A 17,886-nucleotide genomic window follows, 5' to 3' on the forward strand; every position below is an offset into this window, starting at 1 on the left:
ATAAAAAAATTACGTAAACCTACTTTACATATAGTGGTATTTGGTCCTGTTATGTAAATATCATATACGATTCTGTAGAGATATTAACATTTTCCACACGATGTGCAAAATTATTATGCGAATAAAAACCAACTATTGCCTAAATTGTTAAGCATAAAGGAAAGACAAAAAAGTCCTGTGAGCGGGAGATCCGCGGAGGGCAGGCACACCATAAAGAAGATACCATTCTTCTTCGCAATAGCCATCGCACAGGTGGCTATTTTTGTTAGGGATCGGGCTATTTTAAAACCACCTTTTTACCGGTTTGAGCCGACTTCTTCGCAGCCGCTAAAATTTTCACCACAATTAAATTATTCTGTAGCGACGATAAATCATTTGCCGAATTAATTTCTCCATTTAAAACGGCCGATAGATAACTTAAATGATTTGAATAAATTGGTTTTAAAGGCTTCGCCTGGTAAATTTTATAATCACCCATCCCTTTATTCTTTAGTCTCAATGTTTTATCGTTAATGGCCTGGATGTATCCCGTTGCGCCAAACACTTCCATATCTTTTATGCTAAAGGGCCAGTTCCACGAGGCTTCGATAATTCCTGTAGCCGATGGGTATTCCAATAAAATTGTTGCATCGTCATCAACATTTGGATAAACATCTTTTTTAATCTGGTGGGTAATTGCAGTAACCGAAATTGGCGCTTTTCCATCCATTAGCCACGTCATTAAATTAGCACCGTAACAGCCAAAATCTACCAATGCGCCTGCCCCGTTCTGATTGGGATCGGTTAACCAGCTTAAAAATGCTGCACTCACGCCAATTTCTTTCGGCCCCTGATGGCCATCGTGCACAATTATTTTGCGTAAGGCACCAATGGTATTGGTTTCTTTTACATCCTGATAAAGTTCCTGGTTGCTCGGATACCAGGTAGTTTCGTAATTGGTAAGCACATGCACTTTATATGTTGTAGCCAATGCAGCCATTCTTTCTGCCTGCTTAACGGTTATGGCCAGCGGTTTTTCTACCATTACCGATATACCAAGGGGAGCTGCTGCTTCTACTACTGCCAAATGTTCGCTTATGGCATTGTAAGCCAAAACCACATCAGGTTTCTTTTTCTTTAATAAATCGGTAAGATTATGATAAAACAGGCTATCAGGAATTTTATAACGGCTTTTGAATCGGTTAACCAACTCAGGATTACTTTCGGCAATACCAATAATGTTAACTTCAGCCTTCTGGTAGCTGTTCATGATGAGATAAACGTGATCGTGACTTAGCCCTGCTATGGCCACATTTAATTTTTGCTGTGCTTTAACAGCGAAAGAAATAAATAAAAAGCAAATAAGAAAGGCATTGGCCCTAAAAAAACACCTGATCAGGTAAGTAGTTATCATATGCTTATTTTCTAAAATTTGATAATTACCAAATTAGAAAATTTAAAAAGCGCTTGATGCTAATACCTAAAAATATTACAATGTTGAAGATAGGAAAATGGGATGACGAAATTTAAGGCCTAAATTAAAAGAAAAATCTAACGGGATGATTTAGCGTATTTCTATTGTGTAAAAAATTGTTTATTGATATAAAAATGTTTCTGATCTTTTATTTCTAAGCGAAAATTCCTTATTAATCGGATCAAGCTCTTGTGGCTCCTCTGTAATTAACAGGTCGTTGTATTTTTCAAGCAGATGAATGTATTTGTTCATCCAGAAATATACAGAATTATTATCCGAACCGATTTGTTTACCAGGGTCTGCAGTTTGATTGGTGGATTCGGGGTTGTACTTGGGGAAAGCTTCTGGAAATGCTGAAGAAAGATCCTGACCTAATAATTTGCCAACCTGCCAAATTACTTCATGCCCAATTCTGTCTTGACCAAACCAGTTGTAAATTGTTCTGCGGCTCACATTAAGCTTTCTGGACAGCTCGCTGATGCCCATGCGATCTCTGCGCACTAAGCGCTCAAGAATTTCACCTTGTTTTAATTGTGTTGTCATTGAGATAATTAATTTTTAAAAAATGAAAAAATAATTAAATCAGTTATCGGGGACGATTGACAATTCAAATGTAAGAATAAGTGTAAAAGGTTGTATAAAAGGTGTTAATTTTTTGACATATATCAAACTACTATAGCAAATAATTGTAAAACCCCTCAAAAAACGCCGTTTTTTAAACCATTTTTTTTCAAGAAATGACGTATTACTTCAAATACAATCACCTCAAAAATTGAAATTATTTGGTTAAAGCCTTATATTCATCTTAAAAAAAGATATGGCACAGAATAAAACCACCGAAAACGATTTAAGCGTTCCAGATTTTTTAAATACCGTTCCCGACGAAAATAAGAGAGCTGATTGTTTCAAACTATCGGATATTATCAGCCAGGTTACTGGTTTTAAAGCTAAAATGTGGGGCAATGCCATTGTTGGTTTTGGCAGTTATCATTATAAATATGAAAGTGGCCGCGAAGGTGATGCGCCATTGGCCGGCTTTTCGCCAAGGAAAGAAGCTATCGTTTTATATCTGTCTTCTCAATTTAAAGACCGGGAAGAATTGCTTTCCAAATTCGGTAAACATAAAACATCCAAAGCCTGTATTTACCTAAAAAAAATGAGCGATATCGATATTGCCGTTTTAAAAGAAATGATTACCAATTCTGTAGCGCATACAAAAAGTTTCTATCCTTAAATATGGAAGATGTAAAATGTATGATGGAAAGTAACCGTGCTTTCTGTTGTCACAGGAGAACACAGATTTAACCACTTAATGGTTAAAATTAGGATTATCACTTAGAAATTAATAGGGGTCATTTATGTTTGAGCGATTGGATCAGCATGACAAAAGCACTATCCGCTTATAGATGTAAATAAGAAGTTACGCGATAATAAGTTAAATTTTACAATATTTGATTATTCCTTATATCGAACAAAAAACCGGAAATGATTAAAAAACTACACCTCTATTTATTGATAGCGGGCGCTTCTATTTCGCTTAATTCAGCCGCACAAGATGCCGTAAGCTACCAAACCCCACCAAAAGAAATTGCCGATTTATTACTTGCCAAACCAACACCCGGCGTAAGTATAGATGGCAAGGCAGAATGGATCTTATTTAGTGAGCGCAATTCTTATCCTTCGGTAGAAGAGCTGGCCATGCCCGAATACAGAATTGCAGGCTTGAGGTTGAACCCCAATAATTACTCGCCAAGCAGGCAAACCTACATCAACAATTTTAGTTTAAAAAACATCAAATCCAACCAAACGTTTCAGGTTACAGGATTACCAACGCCTTTATATGCCGGCAACATCAGCTGGAATCCATCAGAAAATAAAATTGCCTTTACCCATACTACTCAAAAAGGGGTAGATCTTTACATTATTGATCTGGCTACAAAAAAAGCAGTAAAAACCAATAAGGCTTTTTTAAACGTAGTTTTAGGTAGTGGCCTTACCTGGTTAAATGATAACACCATTATCTACCGCACGGTAACTAAACCCGCCAGTGCTGCCCCTGCAAAACCATTAATGCCAAAAGGGCCAACTATTCAGCAAAATTTAGGCAAAGCTGCGCCCAGCGCCACTTTTCAGGATTTAATTAAATCACCTTTTGATGAACAATTGTTTGAGTTTTTCGCAACCTCGCAACTGGTGAAAAATACAGCAGGCGTAGAAACGCCCATTGGCAAACCGGCTATTTATGGCTCAACAAGTTTATCGCCCGATAAAAACTACATGATGATCGAAACCATACGTAAACCTTTTTCTTACCTGGTTACGGCATATGGTTTCCCATCCACAGTAAGTATTACCGATTTAACCGGAAAAACCATTAAAGTGATAGCGGAGCTGCCTTCATCAGAAGGTACCCCATCTGGCTATGATAATACACAAAATGTACCTCACGGTTTCGATTGGAGAGATGATGAAGCTGCAACATTGGTTTGGAGCAAGCCATTGGATAGTGGTTTAATTAAAAAAGATGTTCCCTTTCATGACGCAGTTTATGCGTTAAGTGCACCTTTTACCGGAACAGAAAAAGAATTATTTAAAACACAAACCCGTTACCGCGGCGTACAATGGGGCGATGCCAACCTTGCCCTGATTATGGAAGGTTTACGCAGCAAACAAACTAGTAAAGTGAGCCGCTATAACCCCACAACCGGTGCAGTAGAAGAATTATACAGCCGCAACCAGACAGATGCCTATGGCAATCCAGGTTCTCCGGTTACTACTAAAAATAAATATGGCCGGCAGGTCATTAAAACGGTTGACAATGGCACTAAACTGTTAATGAATAATACGGTAGGTTCATCAGAAAAAGGAGATTTACCCTTCTTAGCTAAATTCGATTTAACCACAAAAAAGAATGAAATTATCTGGCGCAGTGCCGAAGGAACCTTCGAATATGTGAGCGATGTAATTAATCCTGATAAACTGATTTTGCTGACCCGCAAAGAGAGTCAGAAATTGGTGCCTAACTACTTTATTAAAAACCTGATGCTTCGCATCGCCGATCAGCCAATTACCAATTTCACTAATCCATACCCATCTTTAGAGGGCATTACCAAACAGAAAATCTCTTACAAACGTGCCGATGGTGTGGATTTAACAGGCGACCTGTATTTACCTAAAGGTTATAATAAAGATAAGGATGGGCCATTACCTTCATTAATTTGGGCTTATCCACGCGAGTTTAACTCCGCAGCAGATGCCGCACAGATCCGTGGATCAAAAGATAAATTTACAACCATTAGCTGGGCCTCTCCTATTTTCTGGGTAACCCGTGGTTATGCTGTGCTGGATAATGCTGAAATGCCAATTGTTGCCAAAGATGGCAAAAAACCTAACGATACCTTTGTAGATCAACTACAGTTAAATGCTGAGGCTGCCATTAATAAACTCGCTGACTTAGGTGTTGGCGATAAAAAACGTATGGCTGTTGGAGGACATAGTTATGGTGCATTCATGACCGCAAACTTATTGGCCCATACCAACCTTTTTGCTGCAGGTATTGCCCGTAGCGGAGCTTATAACCGTACCCTTACGCCATTTGGTTTTCAGAATGAAGAACGTACCTACTGGCAGGTACCACAGTTGTATTACGAAATGAGTCCGTTTAGTTATGCCGATAAAATTAAAACCCCGATATTGTTAATCCATGGCGATTCTGACGATAACCCAGGTACCTTCCCTATTAATAGCGAACGTTTGTTCAATGCCATTAAAGGTGCTGGTGGCACTACCCGTTTTGTATTTTTACCTTACGAAGCACACAGCTACCGTGGCAAAGAAAATCTGTTGCATATGCTTTGGGAGCAAGACCAATGGTTAGAAAAATACGTTAAAAACAAAAAATAATCTCTCTCTCTACCTTTATCGATTAAAGTGCCTCCATTTGGGGCACTTTTTTTATTTAAAGATGTTTCCTTTTCGTGTGTCAGATATTCTATCTGAAACTGTAAACCAATTGTTAGTTGAATGACTTAGTATCTACCGCTTTTGAAAAGCAAACCTACTTTACACTGACCAATCCTCATTGAAATCTACCATTATAAAGCCTACATTTATGCAATAAAATTGAACATTACCTTTACTTATTTGTTAAGCCATTATGGACTACATAGACTATTATAAAATCCTCGATTTAAAGAAAGATGCAACAACTGAGGATATTAAAAAAGCTTATAGAAAATTAGCCCGAAAACATCACCCCGATCTTAATCCAAACAATGAAGAAGCCAATAAAAAATTTCAGCAAATTAATGAGGCTAACGAGGTTTTGAGTGATCCTGAGAAGCGGAAAAAATATGACAAGTATGGTAAAGATTGGCAGCATGCCGATCAGTTAGATGCCCAGCAACAGCAGCAAAGACAATACCAGTCGCAAGGTGGAGGTTATGGAGGCAATAGCTATTCAGGAGGTTTTGGCGGCGATGATTTTTCTGATTTCTTTTCCTCCATGTTTGGTGGTGGTGGCAGAAGCAGCAGAAATTCTCCTTTTAAAGGTCAGGATTACAATGCCGATCTTCAGCTAAACCTGCTCGATGCCTATACTACACATAAACAAACTTTAACTGTAAATGGGAAACAAGTACGTATTACCATCCCGGCAGGTGTAGAGAACGGACAGAAAATTAAACTGCCAGGTTACGGTGCACCAGGTGTGAACAATGGCCCTCCGGGAGATTTATACATCAAATTTAATATTACAGATAACCCTAAGTTTAAACGAAAGGGAAACGATATCTATATCCAGGAAGAAATAGATGTATATACTGCCGTTTTAGGAGGCGAAAAAATTGTAGAAACCTTAAATGGCAAGGTTAAACTTAAGGTGCCGGAAGGTACACAACCCGATGCCACTTTACGTTTAAAAGGAAAAGGGTTTCCGCTTTATAAAAAGGAAAATCAGTTTGGCGATTTATATATCAAGTGGCAGGTAAAATTACCGACCAGCCTCAATGCAGAACAAAAAGAACTATTCGAAAAACTTTCCAAATTCTAACCATTATGGAAACCAATCTAATACCTGTAGAAGAAATATGTGCCTACCACCATGTGGAGATTAACTTTATCCAGTCGCTGGAAGATTTTGGCCTCATCCACACTACGGTTAAAAAACGATCGATCTTTTTACCTGTTGATGAATTGACCAAACTGGAGCGGTATCTTCGTTTAGCACAAGATTTGGAGATTAATTTAGAAGGCATCCATGCGGTTTCCCATCTGCTTAATCAGGTACAGCAAATGCAGGAAGAAATAACGGCATTACAGAACGAACTTAATTATTATAAGCAATTTAACCAACATCACTAAACAACCGTTTGTGCAGTTTTTTGCATCAAAACTGGAAACAAAAAAACAACCTTTTTAAGATTTGTTTCTTAAATTGGCAATCTAATCTTAAAATATGAGCGATATTTCTTCAAAATTCATCGAAAAAATAAAATCATCCTATGCCCCTACAGGCTCATACATTTATTTAGGCGCCGGAATTTTAGACGGTCAGGTTTACAGCGAAGCTGAAGTTAATTTGTCGCTAAAAATGATGAACAGACACGGCTTAATTGCCGGAGCGACCGGAACAGGTAAAACACGGACCCTGCAATTATTGGCAGAACAACTGTCAGATGCCAGCGTTCCTGTTTTCATGCTGGATGTGAAAGGCGATTTATCAGGCTTAAATCAACCTGGTTCGGTGAATCCAAAAATAGAAGAAAGAGCACAACAACTCAACAAACCTTTTTCACCATCCGGCTTTCCCATCGAGATTTATTCGCTTTCGGGCAAAATGGGGGCTCAGATGCGGGCAACGGTATTAGAATTTGGCCCAACGCTTTTATCCAAAATATTAGATTTAAACGATACGCAGGCGGGTGTTATGGCGGTAATTTTCAAATATGCCGATGATAACAAAATGCCGATTATTGATTTAAATGATTTAAAGAAACTGGTTTCTTATTTATCAGAAGGTGCCGGTGCCGCCGAAATAAAAAGTAGTTACGGCACCATTTCAACCGCCACTTCTGGTACCATATTAAGAAAAATTGTCGCCATAGAGCAACAAGGATTAGCAGGCATGTTCGGCGAAAAATCTTTTGATATTGAAGATCTTTTCGAGCGTGTTGATGGCAAAGGAACCATAAGTTTGTTAAATATTGCCGACGTTCAAAATCAGCCCGTATTATACTCTACATTTTTGTTAAGCTTATTGGCTGAGTTATTTAACACCATGCCTGAAGTTGGCGATTTAGATAAGCCAAAACTGATCTTCTTTTTTGATGAAGCGCATTTATTGTTCAAAAATTCATCGAAAGCATTTTTAGAGCAGATTGAAACCATCATCAGGTTAATCCGTTCAAAAGGAATTGGTGTTTTCTTCTGTACGCAAGCTCCTACAGATGTTCCGGAAAGTGTTTTAGGACAATTGGGTAACCGTGTACAACATGCATTAAGGGCATTTACACCTAATGATGTAGATGCTTTGAAAAAAACAGTTAATACGTACCCAAAATCAGATTTCTACGAGATCGATAAAATATTAACCTCACTGGGAACAGGTCAGGCATTGGTTACCGTATTAAATGAAAAAGGTATTCCAACGGAAGTATCTGCTACCATGCTTACCCCACCAAGGGCCGTAATGGGACCACTTACAGCTGCAGATTTCGATCAGCTTGTTCATGCCAGCTCGAAGTATACTAAATACAAAGACCCTATCGATCCTGAAAGTGCTTATGATATTCTAACGAAACGCATTAATGAGCAAACCGCAGCAGCCGAACAGGAAAAACAGGAAGCCGAAGATCAAAAACAGGCCGAACAAGAAAGCAAACCTAAACCAGGCGAAAAGAGTCTTGTTGAACAGGTAATGGGGGCAACAATAACCCGTCAAATTGGTAAAGAAATTGTTAGGGGCATTTTTGGTATGCTTACAGGAAAGAAAACACGTTCAAAAACCGGTGGCGGACTTTTTGGATTTTAAATAAATTAGGTATGAAAATATTATTATTTACAGTAGCCATGTTTGCATCATCAGTGGCAGGTGCACAGGTAGTAAGTAGCCCTTATATTGTTGATGAAAAAGGCGCTCCGATTAAAGCAAAAAAAATAGAAAATGTAACTGGCTCACCATATCTGTATGAAAACTGGGCTAGTGGAAAAGTAAAAACGGTATCGGGAAGAACTTTTAAAGATCTTGAATTAAAATATGATGTTATTGATGATAAGGTCATATTTAAAAATTCTGATGGCAGCTCCATGTACTTTTCAGAACCTATTGCAGAGTTCGAATTAAAGTTGGCAGATGGAAAAACAGAAACTTTTATCAGCGGTCTTCCGGCTGGAGAAAAAATCACAAATAAATCAATTCTACAATGTGTTGCCCAGGGAAAAATCGGGCTCTATAAAAAACACAGCATGAATATGATTGCAAGTAAAGGTTATGGGGCACAAAATGTTAGCGAAACCTATAATGCATCTTCATCATATTATACATTGATTGGTGATAAATGGACAAAGATATCACCGTCTAAGAAAAGTGTGATTGCTTTATTGCCAAGTAAGGAAGCGGAGATTTCAAGTTATATTAAAAACGAAAAAATCGACTTTAAGCAAGATGGCGATTTAAATAAATTATTCAGCTATATCAATACGTTATAACAGATAAACCTAATGGTAATAAATAGCAATAACATCGAAATGTATACAGGAAAGAAAACATGTTCGAAAACCGTTGGTGGATTTTAAATAAATTAACTATGAAATATCTATTGTTAGTGCTCTCGCTTATTTCGTTAAATTCCTACAGTCAATATGCACTTACGCCATTTGCAGAAGTTCAGGGCACCCAATTAAGAGAAATAAAATACGAAGATGTAACAGGATCTCCTTACTTATTTGATTACTGGGTTAATGGAAAAGTAACTACCAAATCCGGTAAACATTATGAAAACATGCCTTTAAAGTATAATGTAATGGATGATAAGCTGATTTTCAAACATGAAAACGGCAATCTGATGTATTTTGCAGAACCAGTTACAACATTCGAACTTTTAAACCCGGATTTGAACATTTCGAATAAGTACATTAATGGATTACCGGTGGTAGATCATTTCAATAATGATTCTTATTTTGAAGTTATCTTTTCAGGACAGACTTCATTATTTAAAAAAACGAATAAAAAGATTATTGAAAGTAAACAGTATGGCTCTGCTGTTGTCAATAAATCTTTTAATACAACAAATAGCTATTTTACACTCAGCGATGGTAATTTTGTAAAAATCACACCAACGAAAAAGGCCATTTTGGCTTTATTCCCAACCAAAGAACAAGAATTAAATAATTATTTAAAAAAAGAAAAGATTGATTTCAAACAAGACAAGGATTTAAAAAAGTTATTTGAATACCTAACTAAAATATAAAATAAAACACCTGGTTATTTATAATTAAAATTTAAATAGCTATTACTATTTTCGCATTATGAATACAATATGATTAAAGTAACAATTTTAATCATATAAAATTCTCAAAATAAAATAACAATAGATGAAACCCACCCTATTAATATTGGCTGCAGGTATGGCAAGCCGTTATGGAAGTATGAAACAAATTGATGGTTTTGGTCCGAATAACGAAACCATTATCGATTATTCAATATATGATGCAATTAATGCCGGCTTTGGCAAAGTTGTATTTATTATTAAAGAAGAGTTTGTAAAAGAGTTCAAAGCTATTTTCGAACCTAAACTTGAGGGAAGAATTGAAACTGCGTATGTTTTTCAAAATTTCGACTTAAAACAGTTTGGTATTGAAGAAGAAATATACAGAGAAAAACCATGGGGTACCGCACATGCAATCCTTTCGGGCAGAAACGAAATTAAAGAACCATTCTGTGTCATTAACGCTGATGATTACTACGGTTTTGATGCCTTTAAAAAAATGGTTGATTTCTTGACCACAGAGGTAACAGACAGTAACTATGCTATTATCGGTTACGAAGTTGGCAAAACCTTATCAGAATTTGGTGCGGTTTCGCGTGGCGTTTGCAAAGTTGATGCATCAGGTAATCTGGAAGAGATTGTAGAACGTACAAAAGTTTATCCTAAAGATGGTAGTATTTTTTACGAAGAAGATGGTCAAGAGTTTCCTTTAGCTTACGAAACTCCGGTTTCGATGAATTTCTGGGGATTTACGCCAGCGGTTTTTAAAATCACCGAAGATTTGTTCAGAACATTTGCTGAGGCAAATAAAGATAAACCAAAAGCAGAATTCTTTATCCCGTTAATAGGTGAAAACCTGGTAAAAAGTAATACCGCCTCTTTTAAAGTTGTACCAACCTCAAACAAATGGTTTGGTGTAACCTATAAAGAAGATAAACCGTATGTTCAGGATTGTATTGACCAATTGGTTAAAAACGGAACATATCCAGAAAAACTATGGAACTAAATTTAGATACCGAAGTTTTAAAAGCCTACGGATACACTAAAGAAAATACAAAAATTACACAAATAGGTACGGGATTAATTAACCGTACTTATTTGCTTTCGCCCCTGGCAGAAGAAAAAAAATATATTCTTCAAAACATCAACACCTCAGTTTTCAAATCGCCGCAAGCTATTGCAAATAATCTTCGCGCCATTGCCGACTACCTTAACTTTGCTTATCCTGAGTATCTTTTTATAAAACCAGTTTCTACCGCTAATGGCGAAGAAATGGCACATATCCATCATGAATATTGGCGGATGCTTCCTTTTGTAACCGGTACCGTTTCACTAGATGTACTGGCTGCCCCAAAACAGGCATATGAAGCAGCTAAACAATTTGGAAAACTCAGCAGGCTGTTAGATAACTTTGATGCGAAAACCCTTCAGCCTACTATTCCGGGTTTCCATGATTTAGGCTTAAGGTACGAACAGTTTGCACTGGCGCTAAACCAGGCAGCAGAAGCATTAAAAGAAGAGGCAAAATCAGAAATTGAAGACGCTTTAACGCATCGGTATATTCTGGATTATTATACTTCTTATTCGCACAGAAAAGATTTCCCAGACCGGGTAATGCACCACGATACCAAGATCAGTAATGTGCTGTTAGATGATGAAACCAATGAAGGGATTTGTGTAATCGATCTGGATACGATTATGCCTGGAAAGTTTATTTCCGATCTGGGCGATATGATGCGCACTTACCTATGTGCCTTCTCAGAGAATGAAACCGATCTGGATAAGGTAAAGATACGTTTACCCTACTTTGAAGCGATGATAAGAGGTTATTTATCGGAAATGAAAAGCATTTTAACTGAAACCGAAAAAGAGCTTATCCTATTTTCGGGCAAATATATTATTTATATGCAGGCTTTACGCTTTTTAACCGATTTTTTAAGTGGCAATAATTATTATCCTACAAGCTATCCTACACAAAATTTAGACCGGGCAAAAAATCAGCTTAAACTATTACACGAATTATCGGTAAACGAAAAAGAATTACAGGATATTATTGAAGAAAATTTGGTTTAGTTCTCTTGGCACCTCGATATGCAGAACATCAAATGAGCAGCATGAAAATAAATAATTTTAAAGTTTGGCTTTTTATTTCCGCATCTCTTCTTTTTCTCACTTTCACCATTATAACATTTATTGCATACGGAGCTGTTGAAGAGGGTACGGATGGGAATAACCCTACAACACGCGCAATAGCCAGGCTATATTATATTTTCCGTTTTCCTACACACACTTTGTTTTTTAGTATTATGAATAGTCCTCTATTCTTTTTGGGACTGGTATATAACTGTCTATTTTATGGTGTTCTAACAGAAAGGATCGTCTTTCTATTTAATCAAAAAAATCAAATTGATGCACTTTAACAATATAAGACAATTGAAAGCTAATGTAAGTTAGGCCAGTTGCTAATTAAAAATCTGGATAAAAAGCACTAGACCCTCCTCCATAAACCCGACAGCAGCGAAAATACTTTTTTAAAACAGTTGCGCTAATACGAGGCAAAGTAACCAATAGAAAAGATGCTTCGTTCCTCAGCATGACAGTTGTGGTTTAAAAAGATTGAAGCGAATGGCGGGGCTGCCGTCACCAATGTGCACCAAACCCTTCATTTCCAAATCCTTTCTTTAACCATATTAGGTATTTAAGAAACATATAAGCTAAGCCCACCGCTATTAAAGCACACATGCCTTACTAAACCCGACAGCAGCAATTCCGATCCTTCATCGGATTAGCGAAGGGCGGGACTGCTGCTTGCGAAGAGCGCTAAACCGTTCGTTTTCAATAAAAACAAAAGATATATTTAAAACCTGCGAGGTTTGGATAGCGCACAAAAAAAGCGCTCCTGAATTTAATCAGGAACGCTTTTTATATTTAAATCTTCGGACTTTACCGACCTCGGACTTTCCGACTACAAGACTATTTCTTATCGTCTTCTTTTACTTCTTCAAAATCAACGTCAGTAACGTTATCGCCACCTTGAGGCTGACCATCAGCTTGTGGTTGTTCGCCACCTTGAGGCTGACCGCCATCTTTGTACATTTCCTCTGATGCTGCGTTCCATGCATTTTGCAATTCAGCTTGTGCTGCATCGATATCTGCAAAGTTACGAGAACCGTGTGCTGCTTTCAATTTCTCTAAACCAGCTTCGATTGGCGCTTTTTTATCAGCAGATAATTTATCACCAAACTCTTTTAATTGTTTCTCAGTTGAGAAAATTAAAGCATCAGCACCGTTGATTTTATCAGCTTCTTCTTTCTGCTTAGCATCATCTGCTGCATTAGCTTCAGCTTCTTCTTTCATTTTTTTGATCTCAGCATCAGTTAAACCTGAAGATGCTTCGATACGGATTTTTTGCTCTTTACCAGTAGCTTTATCTTTAGCACTTACGTGTAAGATACCGTTGGCATCAATATCAAACGATACTTCTACCTGAGGCACACCACGAGGTGCTGGTGGAATACCATCTAAAATGAAACGGCCAATTGTACGGTTCTGACCAGCCATTGGGCGCTCACCTTGTAAAATATGGATTTCTACTGAAGGCTGGTTATCAGCTGCAGTGGAGAAAGTCTCCGATTTTTTAGTTGGGATTGTAGTGTTAGACTCGATTAATTTAGTCATTACACCACCCATAGTTTCGATACCTAATGATAAAGGTGTAACGTCTAATAACAATACATCTTTCACATCACCAGTTAACACACCACCTTGAATAGCAGCACCGATAGCTACAACCTCATCAGGGTTAACACCTTTACTTGGCTCTTTACCGAAGAAAGCTTTAACGGCTTCCTGGATAGCAGGGATACGGGTTGAACCACCTACCAGGATAATTTCGTCGATATCGCTTGTGCTTAAACCAGCATTTTTCAAAGCAGATTTACAAGGATCGATCGTGCGTTTAATCAAACTATCAGCCAATTGCTCAAATTTAGCACGAGATAATGTACGTACTAAGTGTTTAGGGCCGCTGGCATCAGCAGTAATGTATGGTAAGTTAATTTCAGTTGAAGTTGTGCTCGATAACTCAATTTTAGCTTTCTCAGCAGCTTCTTTTAAACGTTGTAAAGCCATTGGGTCTTTAGCTAAATCCATGCTGTTTTCAGCTTTGAATTCGCTTGTTAACCAATCAATAATAATGTGGTCAAAGTCATCACCACCTAAGTGTGTATCACCATCAGTAGATTTTACTTCAAAAACACCGTCACCTAATTCTAAAACAGAAACGTCATGTGTACCACCACCACAGTCAAACACCACAATTTTCATGTCTTTGTGTGCTTTATCTAAACCATAAGCTAAAGCAGCTGCAGTTGGCTCGTTAATGATACGTTTTACAGTTAAACCTGCAATTTCGCCAGCTTCTTTAGTTGCCTGACGTTGTGCATCGTTAAAATAAGCTGGTACCGTAATTACAGCTTCAGTTACTTCCTGACCCAGGAAATCTTCAGCAGTTTTTTTCATTTTCTGCAAAATCATTGCAGAAATTTCCTGTGGAGTATATTTTCTGTCGTCAATTTCAACACGTGGCGTGTTGTTATCACCTTTAATCACTTTATAAGGTACACGTCCAGCTTCTTTCGCACTTTCGTCGTAGCTGTTACCCATAAAGCGTTTAATCGAATATATCGTTTTTGTTGGGTTGGTTATAGCCTGACGTTTAGCAGGCTCGCCAACCTTACGCTCACCGTTTTCTGCAAAAGCAACAATAGACGGTGTAGTACGTTTACCCTCACTGTTTGCGATAACTACAGGCTCGTTGCCCTCCATTACGCTTACGCAAGAGTTTGTTGTTCCTAAGTCTATTCCAATAATTTTTCCCATTGTATTTTTAATTTCTCTTTTTAAAGTATTATAATTTCTACTGCTATTAAACAATGCTTGTGCCAATTGGTTTTTGGCAGATAATATGCGCAAAAGACTGATAAAATGTAAAAAAAGAGGCTATAGTTTACTGACAGCATGACAGAATTGATGGAAGATGCGGTATGGAAGATGGATAAGGAAGGTAGAAAGGGTTAAGCTTAAAGACTAAAGCAAAGTGTAAATTGTCTGTTTTTTTGAAAATGTGCGTAAGTAATCCTTCGGGGGCAGCAGCCCCGCTATCCGCTTTACTTCGTTGCACTCGTGTTCGCTATTATCGGGTTTATTCAACAGCGGCAGCGCAAACAAAACAACTGGCAAGCTAAAACACAATTACAAAATAATCCTCAAAGTTTCATATCTTTAATATACAGAACCTAATCTTTGCAATCATTTAAATCTGTGTAATCCCTTATAAAATGCAATTAGCAGCTCAAATCGCAGTCGGCTTCGTCGCCTTGATTCACCTTTACATTCTTTGGTTAGAAATGTTCGCATGGACCACCAAAGCACCGAAAGTATTCAAAACTATACCTAAAGATTTATTTGTACCAACAAAAACATTGGCCGCAAACCAGGGATTATACAATGGTTTTTTAGCTGCAGGTTTAATCTGGTCGTTATGTATAAGCGATCATCACTGGAGGTTTTATGTGGCCATATTCTTTTTAACCTGTGTAATTATTGCCGGCATTTATGGTGCCGCAACCGCCAGTAAAAAAATTCTTTATGTACAATCAATACCGGCTTTAATCGCATTAATTTTATTGCATCTGTAAGTTTTATATAGATTTAGATGAACAAACTATTTCGGCTAAACACAATGCAGATTATAAAAGAATTAGAAGTTTGTTACGATATTTATCTACAGGAATTAGATCGGGGCAACCCAAAGATGAACGGATTCAATACTTATGAATTAAATAAAAATGGCGAAATAGTTAATTTATGTATTAAACAAGATAATTTATCTGAATTCGATCTTTTAACCAAAATCCCGTCTTTAAAAAGCTTATATCTAATCGAAAATAAAAATTTAGATATTACAGGGTTATCAAAAATCAGACAGATCAAAAAACTGAGTTTATCTTCTAATGAAGTGTCTAACTATATTCCGATTTCACAATTTAGTCATTTAACACATTTGGATTTAGCGTTGTGTGAACTTGAGGATATTAGTTTCTTAGAAAAATTAAAAGGCTTAATCGAACTTGATCTAAGCCATAATAGGATAACGGACATATACCCCCTGAAGAAGTTAATAAACATCAAAACACTAAATTTAGAATGCAATAACATTGTTGATATTTATCCTTTAAAATATCTATCCAAATTGGAAAATCTTGACATTTCTTATAATCGAATTAGAGAAATCCCCATTATTCTGAATCTTAAAAATTTCAAGTTCGAACACCTAAGCCTTCATTAATTGGTACCAAACCTACAAAACAGTACTGATTTCCCAATTATTTTATATTTATGCCCAAACCTTATTCGGACAAAGTGCCGGCTGCCCTGTTTTATCAGATGTTACCATGCGAAAAATTGATGCGCTGCTCAAAACCAAAAAAAACCGGTACTGCTTTGGATTTATGAATAAATGTTAAATTAATAAAAGCGGTCGTCGCCCTGAAATTGATTCAGGACCTGGTTAACAAGGAGGATCGATACAAACGGTCGGTGTCTTATCCAACGAAAATGCCCCATCTGTTTTATAATGCATAATAGATGCTGAAATAAATTCAGCATGACGACAATATTAGAAATTTACAACTCCAACAATCTTTCTAAGTGATGGTAACCAATTCCAAAATATCCCTTACTTGCCTTAATTTTTTGTAAAATTTCCGCTTTCCGTTCTGCGCCAAGCCCTTTACCCTTTGCACCCTGCTCCTTGCCTTTCACGCCAATAACCAGCACATTCTTAGGCGTATGCGCATCTGAAATAAATTCGAACACTTTGGTTTTATACCCGAAATACTCTAAAATCAGTGCCCGGATTCCATCGGTAACCATTTCTGCCTGGCGTTCTAAAAAGATGCCATATTTAGTTAAAAATGAAACATCGTTCTTTACTTTATTTTGCTCAATTTCCCTGCGGATCTGCTTATGGCAGCATGGCGCAACCACAATCAGTTCGGCATTGGCTTTAATTCCCTTAAAAATGGCGTCGTCGGTAGCGGTATCACAGGCATGCAAGGCGATTAATAAATTAACATCTTCAGCCTTATAATCCTCAATCGTTCCCTGAAGAAAATTCAACTTATCAAAAGCAGATTTAACTGCAACCTGATTACACAAATCAACCATATCCTGGCGATACTCTACGCCTACCACTTCAGTTTCCAATTTTAAAACCGAATGCAGATAATCGTATAATGCAAAAGTTAAATAACCTTTGCCCGAACCCATATCCGCAACCTTTTTTATCGTTCCTGCAGGTAATTCTTTAATTAAGGAACTTAAGATTTCGATATAATGATTAATCTGCCTGAACTTATCCTGTGCATTTTTAAAAACTTTACCTTCTGCATCCGTAATTTTCAGTTCAGTCAGATACGATTTCGAATCAGGTTTAATCAACCTTGTTTTTTCTTTATCATGACTGGCAGAGGGGGCTGCTGCACTTGATGCTTTGCTTTCTCTAAAAACAACCTTACCATTGTTCAGCTCCTCCAAAATCAGGTCTTGTTCGGTGGTAAACAAAGTGCCTATTTTAAAACCTTTTTCCAGATAACCGGCAATTAAATCTATTGCTTCATCAATAGCATAGTTTTTCACCACATCACGGGTTTTATAGCGATAGGTAAAGGCCAGTTTATCATCACGTTTAATTACAACTCTACGGATAAGAACCTGCTTTAATGCTTCCTCTTCGCCTTTATAATTCCCTAAAGAAACTTTCACAAAAGTTGCTGCATCCAGGCTTTCTTTTAAAGCCGAAGTAAATTGTTCTATATATTCTGACACTGGCATTGATCGATTTTAACCACAAAGATAATCAAGTTTATCTGGAGCAGCATACAT

The 17,886-nt window shown here is 37.3% G+C and carries 15 protein-coding genes; 11 read left to right on the forward strand and 4 right to left on the reverse strand.

Translation table 11 applies throughout. The features are described 5' to 3' along the window. Positions 1–277: 277 nt before the first annotated feature. On the reverse strand, positions 278–1,393 hold the full coding sequence (locus AC04QZ_RS20290) for a Gfo/Idh/MocA family protein (RefSeq protein ID WP_478359243.1): 1,116 nt from the start codon (positions 1,391–1,393) through the stop codon (positions 278–280). Between the two features lie 180 nt (positions 1,394–1,573). Then, positions 1,574–1,996: a helix-turn-helix domain-containing protein gene (locus tag AC04QZ_RS20295; RefSeq protein ID WP_086547721.1), complete on the reverse strand. Its 423-nt coding sequence runs from the start codon at positions 1,994–1,996 to the stop codon at positions 1,574–1,576. Positions 1,997–2,270: 274 nt separating this feature from the next. Between AC04QZ_RS20295 and AC04QZ_RS20300 the strand changes: the two genes are divergently transcribed. From AC04QZ_RS20300 to AC04QZ_RS20340, 9 genes are all read left to right on the forward strand, one after another. Then, the gene (locus AC04QZ_RS20300) at positions 2,271–2,687 is read left to right on the forward strand and encodes a DUF1801 domain-containing protein (protein ID WP_478359244.1); all 417 of its coding nucleotides are present in this window, start codon (positions 2,271–2,273) and stop codon (positions 2,685–2,687) included. 251 nt (positions 2,688–2,938) lie between these two features. Continuing rightward, positions 2,939–5,356, forward strand: a complete 2,418-nt coding sequence (locus tag AC04QZ_RS20305) for an alpha/beta hydrolase family protein (protein ID WP_478359245.1) — start codon at positions 2,939–2,941, stop codon at positions 5,354–5,356. Positions 5,357–5,609: 253 nt separating this feature from the next. Next, positions 5,610–6,503, forward strand: a complete 894-nt coding sequence (locus AC04QZ_RS20310) for a DnaJ C-terminal domain-containing protein (RefSeq protein WP_478359246.1) — start codon at positions 5,610–5,612, stop codon at positions 6,501–6,503. 5 nt (positions 6,504–6,508) lie between these two features. Further along, positions 6,509–6,814 carry a chaperone modulator CbpM gene (locus AC04QZ_RS20315; protein ID WP_478359247.1) on the forward strand — a complete coding sequence of 102 codons (306 nt, stop codon included), beginning with the start codon at positions 6,509–6,511 and terminating at the stop codon, positions 6,812–6,814. Positions 6,815–6,908: 94 nt separating this feature from the next. Beyond that, positions 6,909–8,483, forward strand: a complete 1,575-nt coding sequence (locus AC04QZ_RS20320) for a helicase HerA-like domain-containing protein (protein ID WP_478359248.1) — start codon at positions 6,909–6,911, stop codon at positions 8,481–8,483. A gap of 11 nt (positions 8,484–8,494) precedes the next feature. After that, on the forward strand, positions 8,495–9,160 hold the full coding sequence (locus AC04QZ_RS20325; RefSeq protein ID WP_478359249.1) for a hypothetical protein: 666 nt from the start codon (positions 8,495–8,497) through the stop codon (positions 9,158–9,160). A gap of 98 nt (positions 9,161–9,258) precedes the next feature. Further along, entirely contained in the window at positions 9,259–9,921 is a 663-nt protein-coding gene (locus tag AC04QZ_RS20330) for a hypothetical protein (protein ID WP_478359250.1), read from the forward strand. A 124-nt stretch (positions 9,922–10,045) separates the two neighbouring features. Then, positions 10,046–10,945 (forward strand): nucleotidyltransferase family protein, encoded by a 900-nt coding sequence (locus AC04QZ_RS20335; RefSeq protein ID WP_478359251.1) that lies wholly within the window; start codon positions 10,046–10,048, stop codon positions 10,943–10,945. Beyond that, positions 10,936–12,012 (forward strand): phosphotransferase enzyme family protein, encoded by a 1,077-nt coding sequence (locus AC04QZ_RS20340; RefSeq protein WP_478359252.1) that lies wholly within the window; start codon positions 10,936–10,938, stop codon positions 12,010–12,012. Before AC04QZ_RS20335 ends, AC04QZ_RS20340 begins: the two co-directional genes overlap by 10 nt. Positions 12,013–12,912: 900 nt before the next feature. Here AC04QZ_RS20340 and dnaK read toward each other — a convergent pair. After that, a complete protein-coding gene (dnaK, locus tag AC04QZ_RS20345; RefSeq protein ID WP_086549413.1) occupies positions 12,913–14,820 on the reverse strand; it encodes a molecular chaperone DnaK in 1,908 nt (635 codons plus the stop codon). Positions 14,821–15,278: 458 nt separating this feature from the next. Here dnaK and AC04QZ_RS20350 point away from each other — a divergent pair, with 458 nt between their 5' ends. Beyond that, on the forward strand, positions 15,279–15,638 hold the full coding sequence (locus tag AC04QZ_RS20350; RefSeq protein WP_478359253.1) for a DUF1304 domain-containing protein: 360 nt from the start codon (positions 15,279–15,281) through the stop codon (positions 15,636–15,638). 44 nt (positions 15,639–15,682) lie between these two features. Then, positions 15,683–16,288 carry a leucine-rich repeat domain-containing protein gene (locus tag AC04QZ_RS20355; protein ID WP_478359254.1) on the forward strand — a complete coding sequence of 202 codons (606 nt, stop codon included), beginning with the start codon at positions 15,683–15,685 and terminating at the stop codon, positions 16,286–16,288. 338 nt (positions 16,289–16,626) lie between these two features. Here the strand turns inward: AC04QZ_RS20355 and AC04QZ_RS20360 are convergent, their stop codons facing one another. Then, a complete protein-coding gene (locus AC04QZ_RS20360; protein ID WP_478359255.1) occupies positions 16,627–17,835 on the reverse strand; it encodes a class I SAM-dependent methyltransferase in 1,209 nt (402 codons plus the stop codon). Between the last annotated feature and the right edge of the window lie 51 nt (positions 17,836–17,886).

Source organism: Pedobacter folensis, from assembly GCF_056490665.1.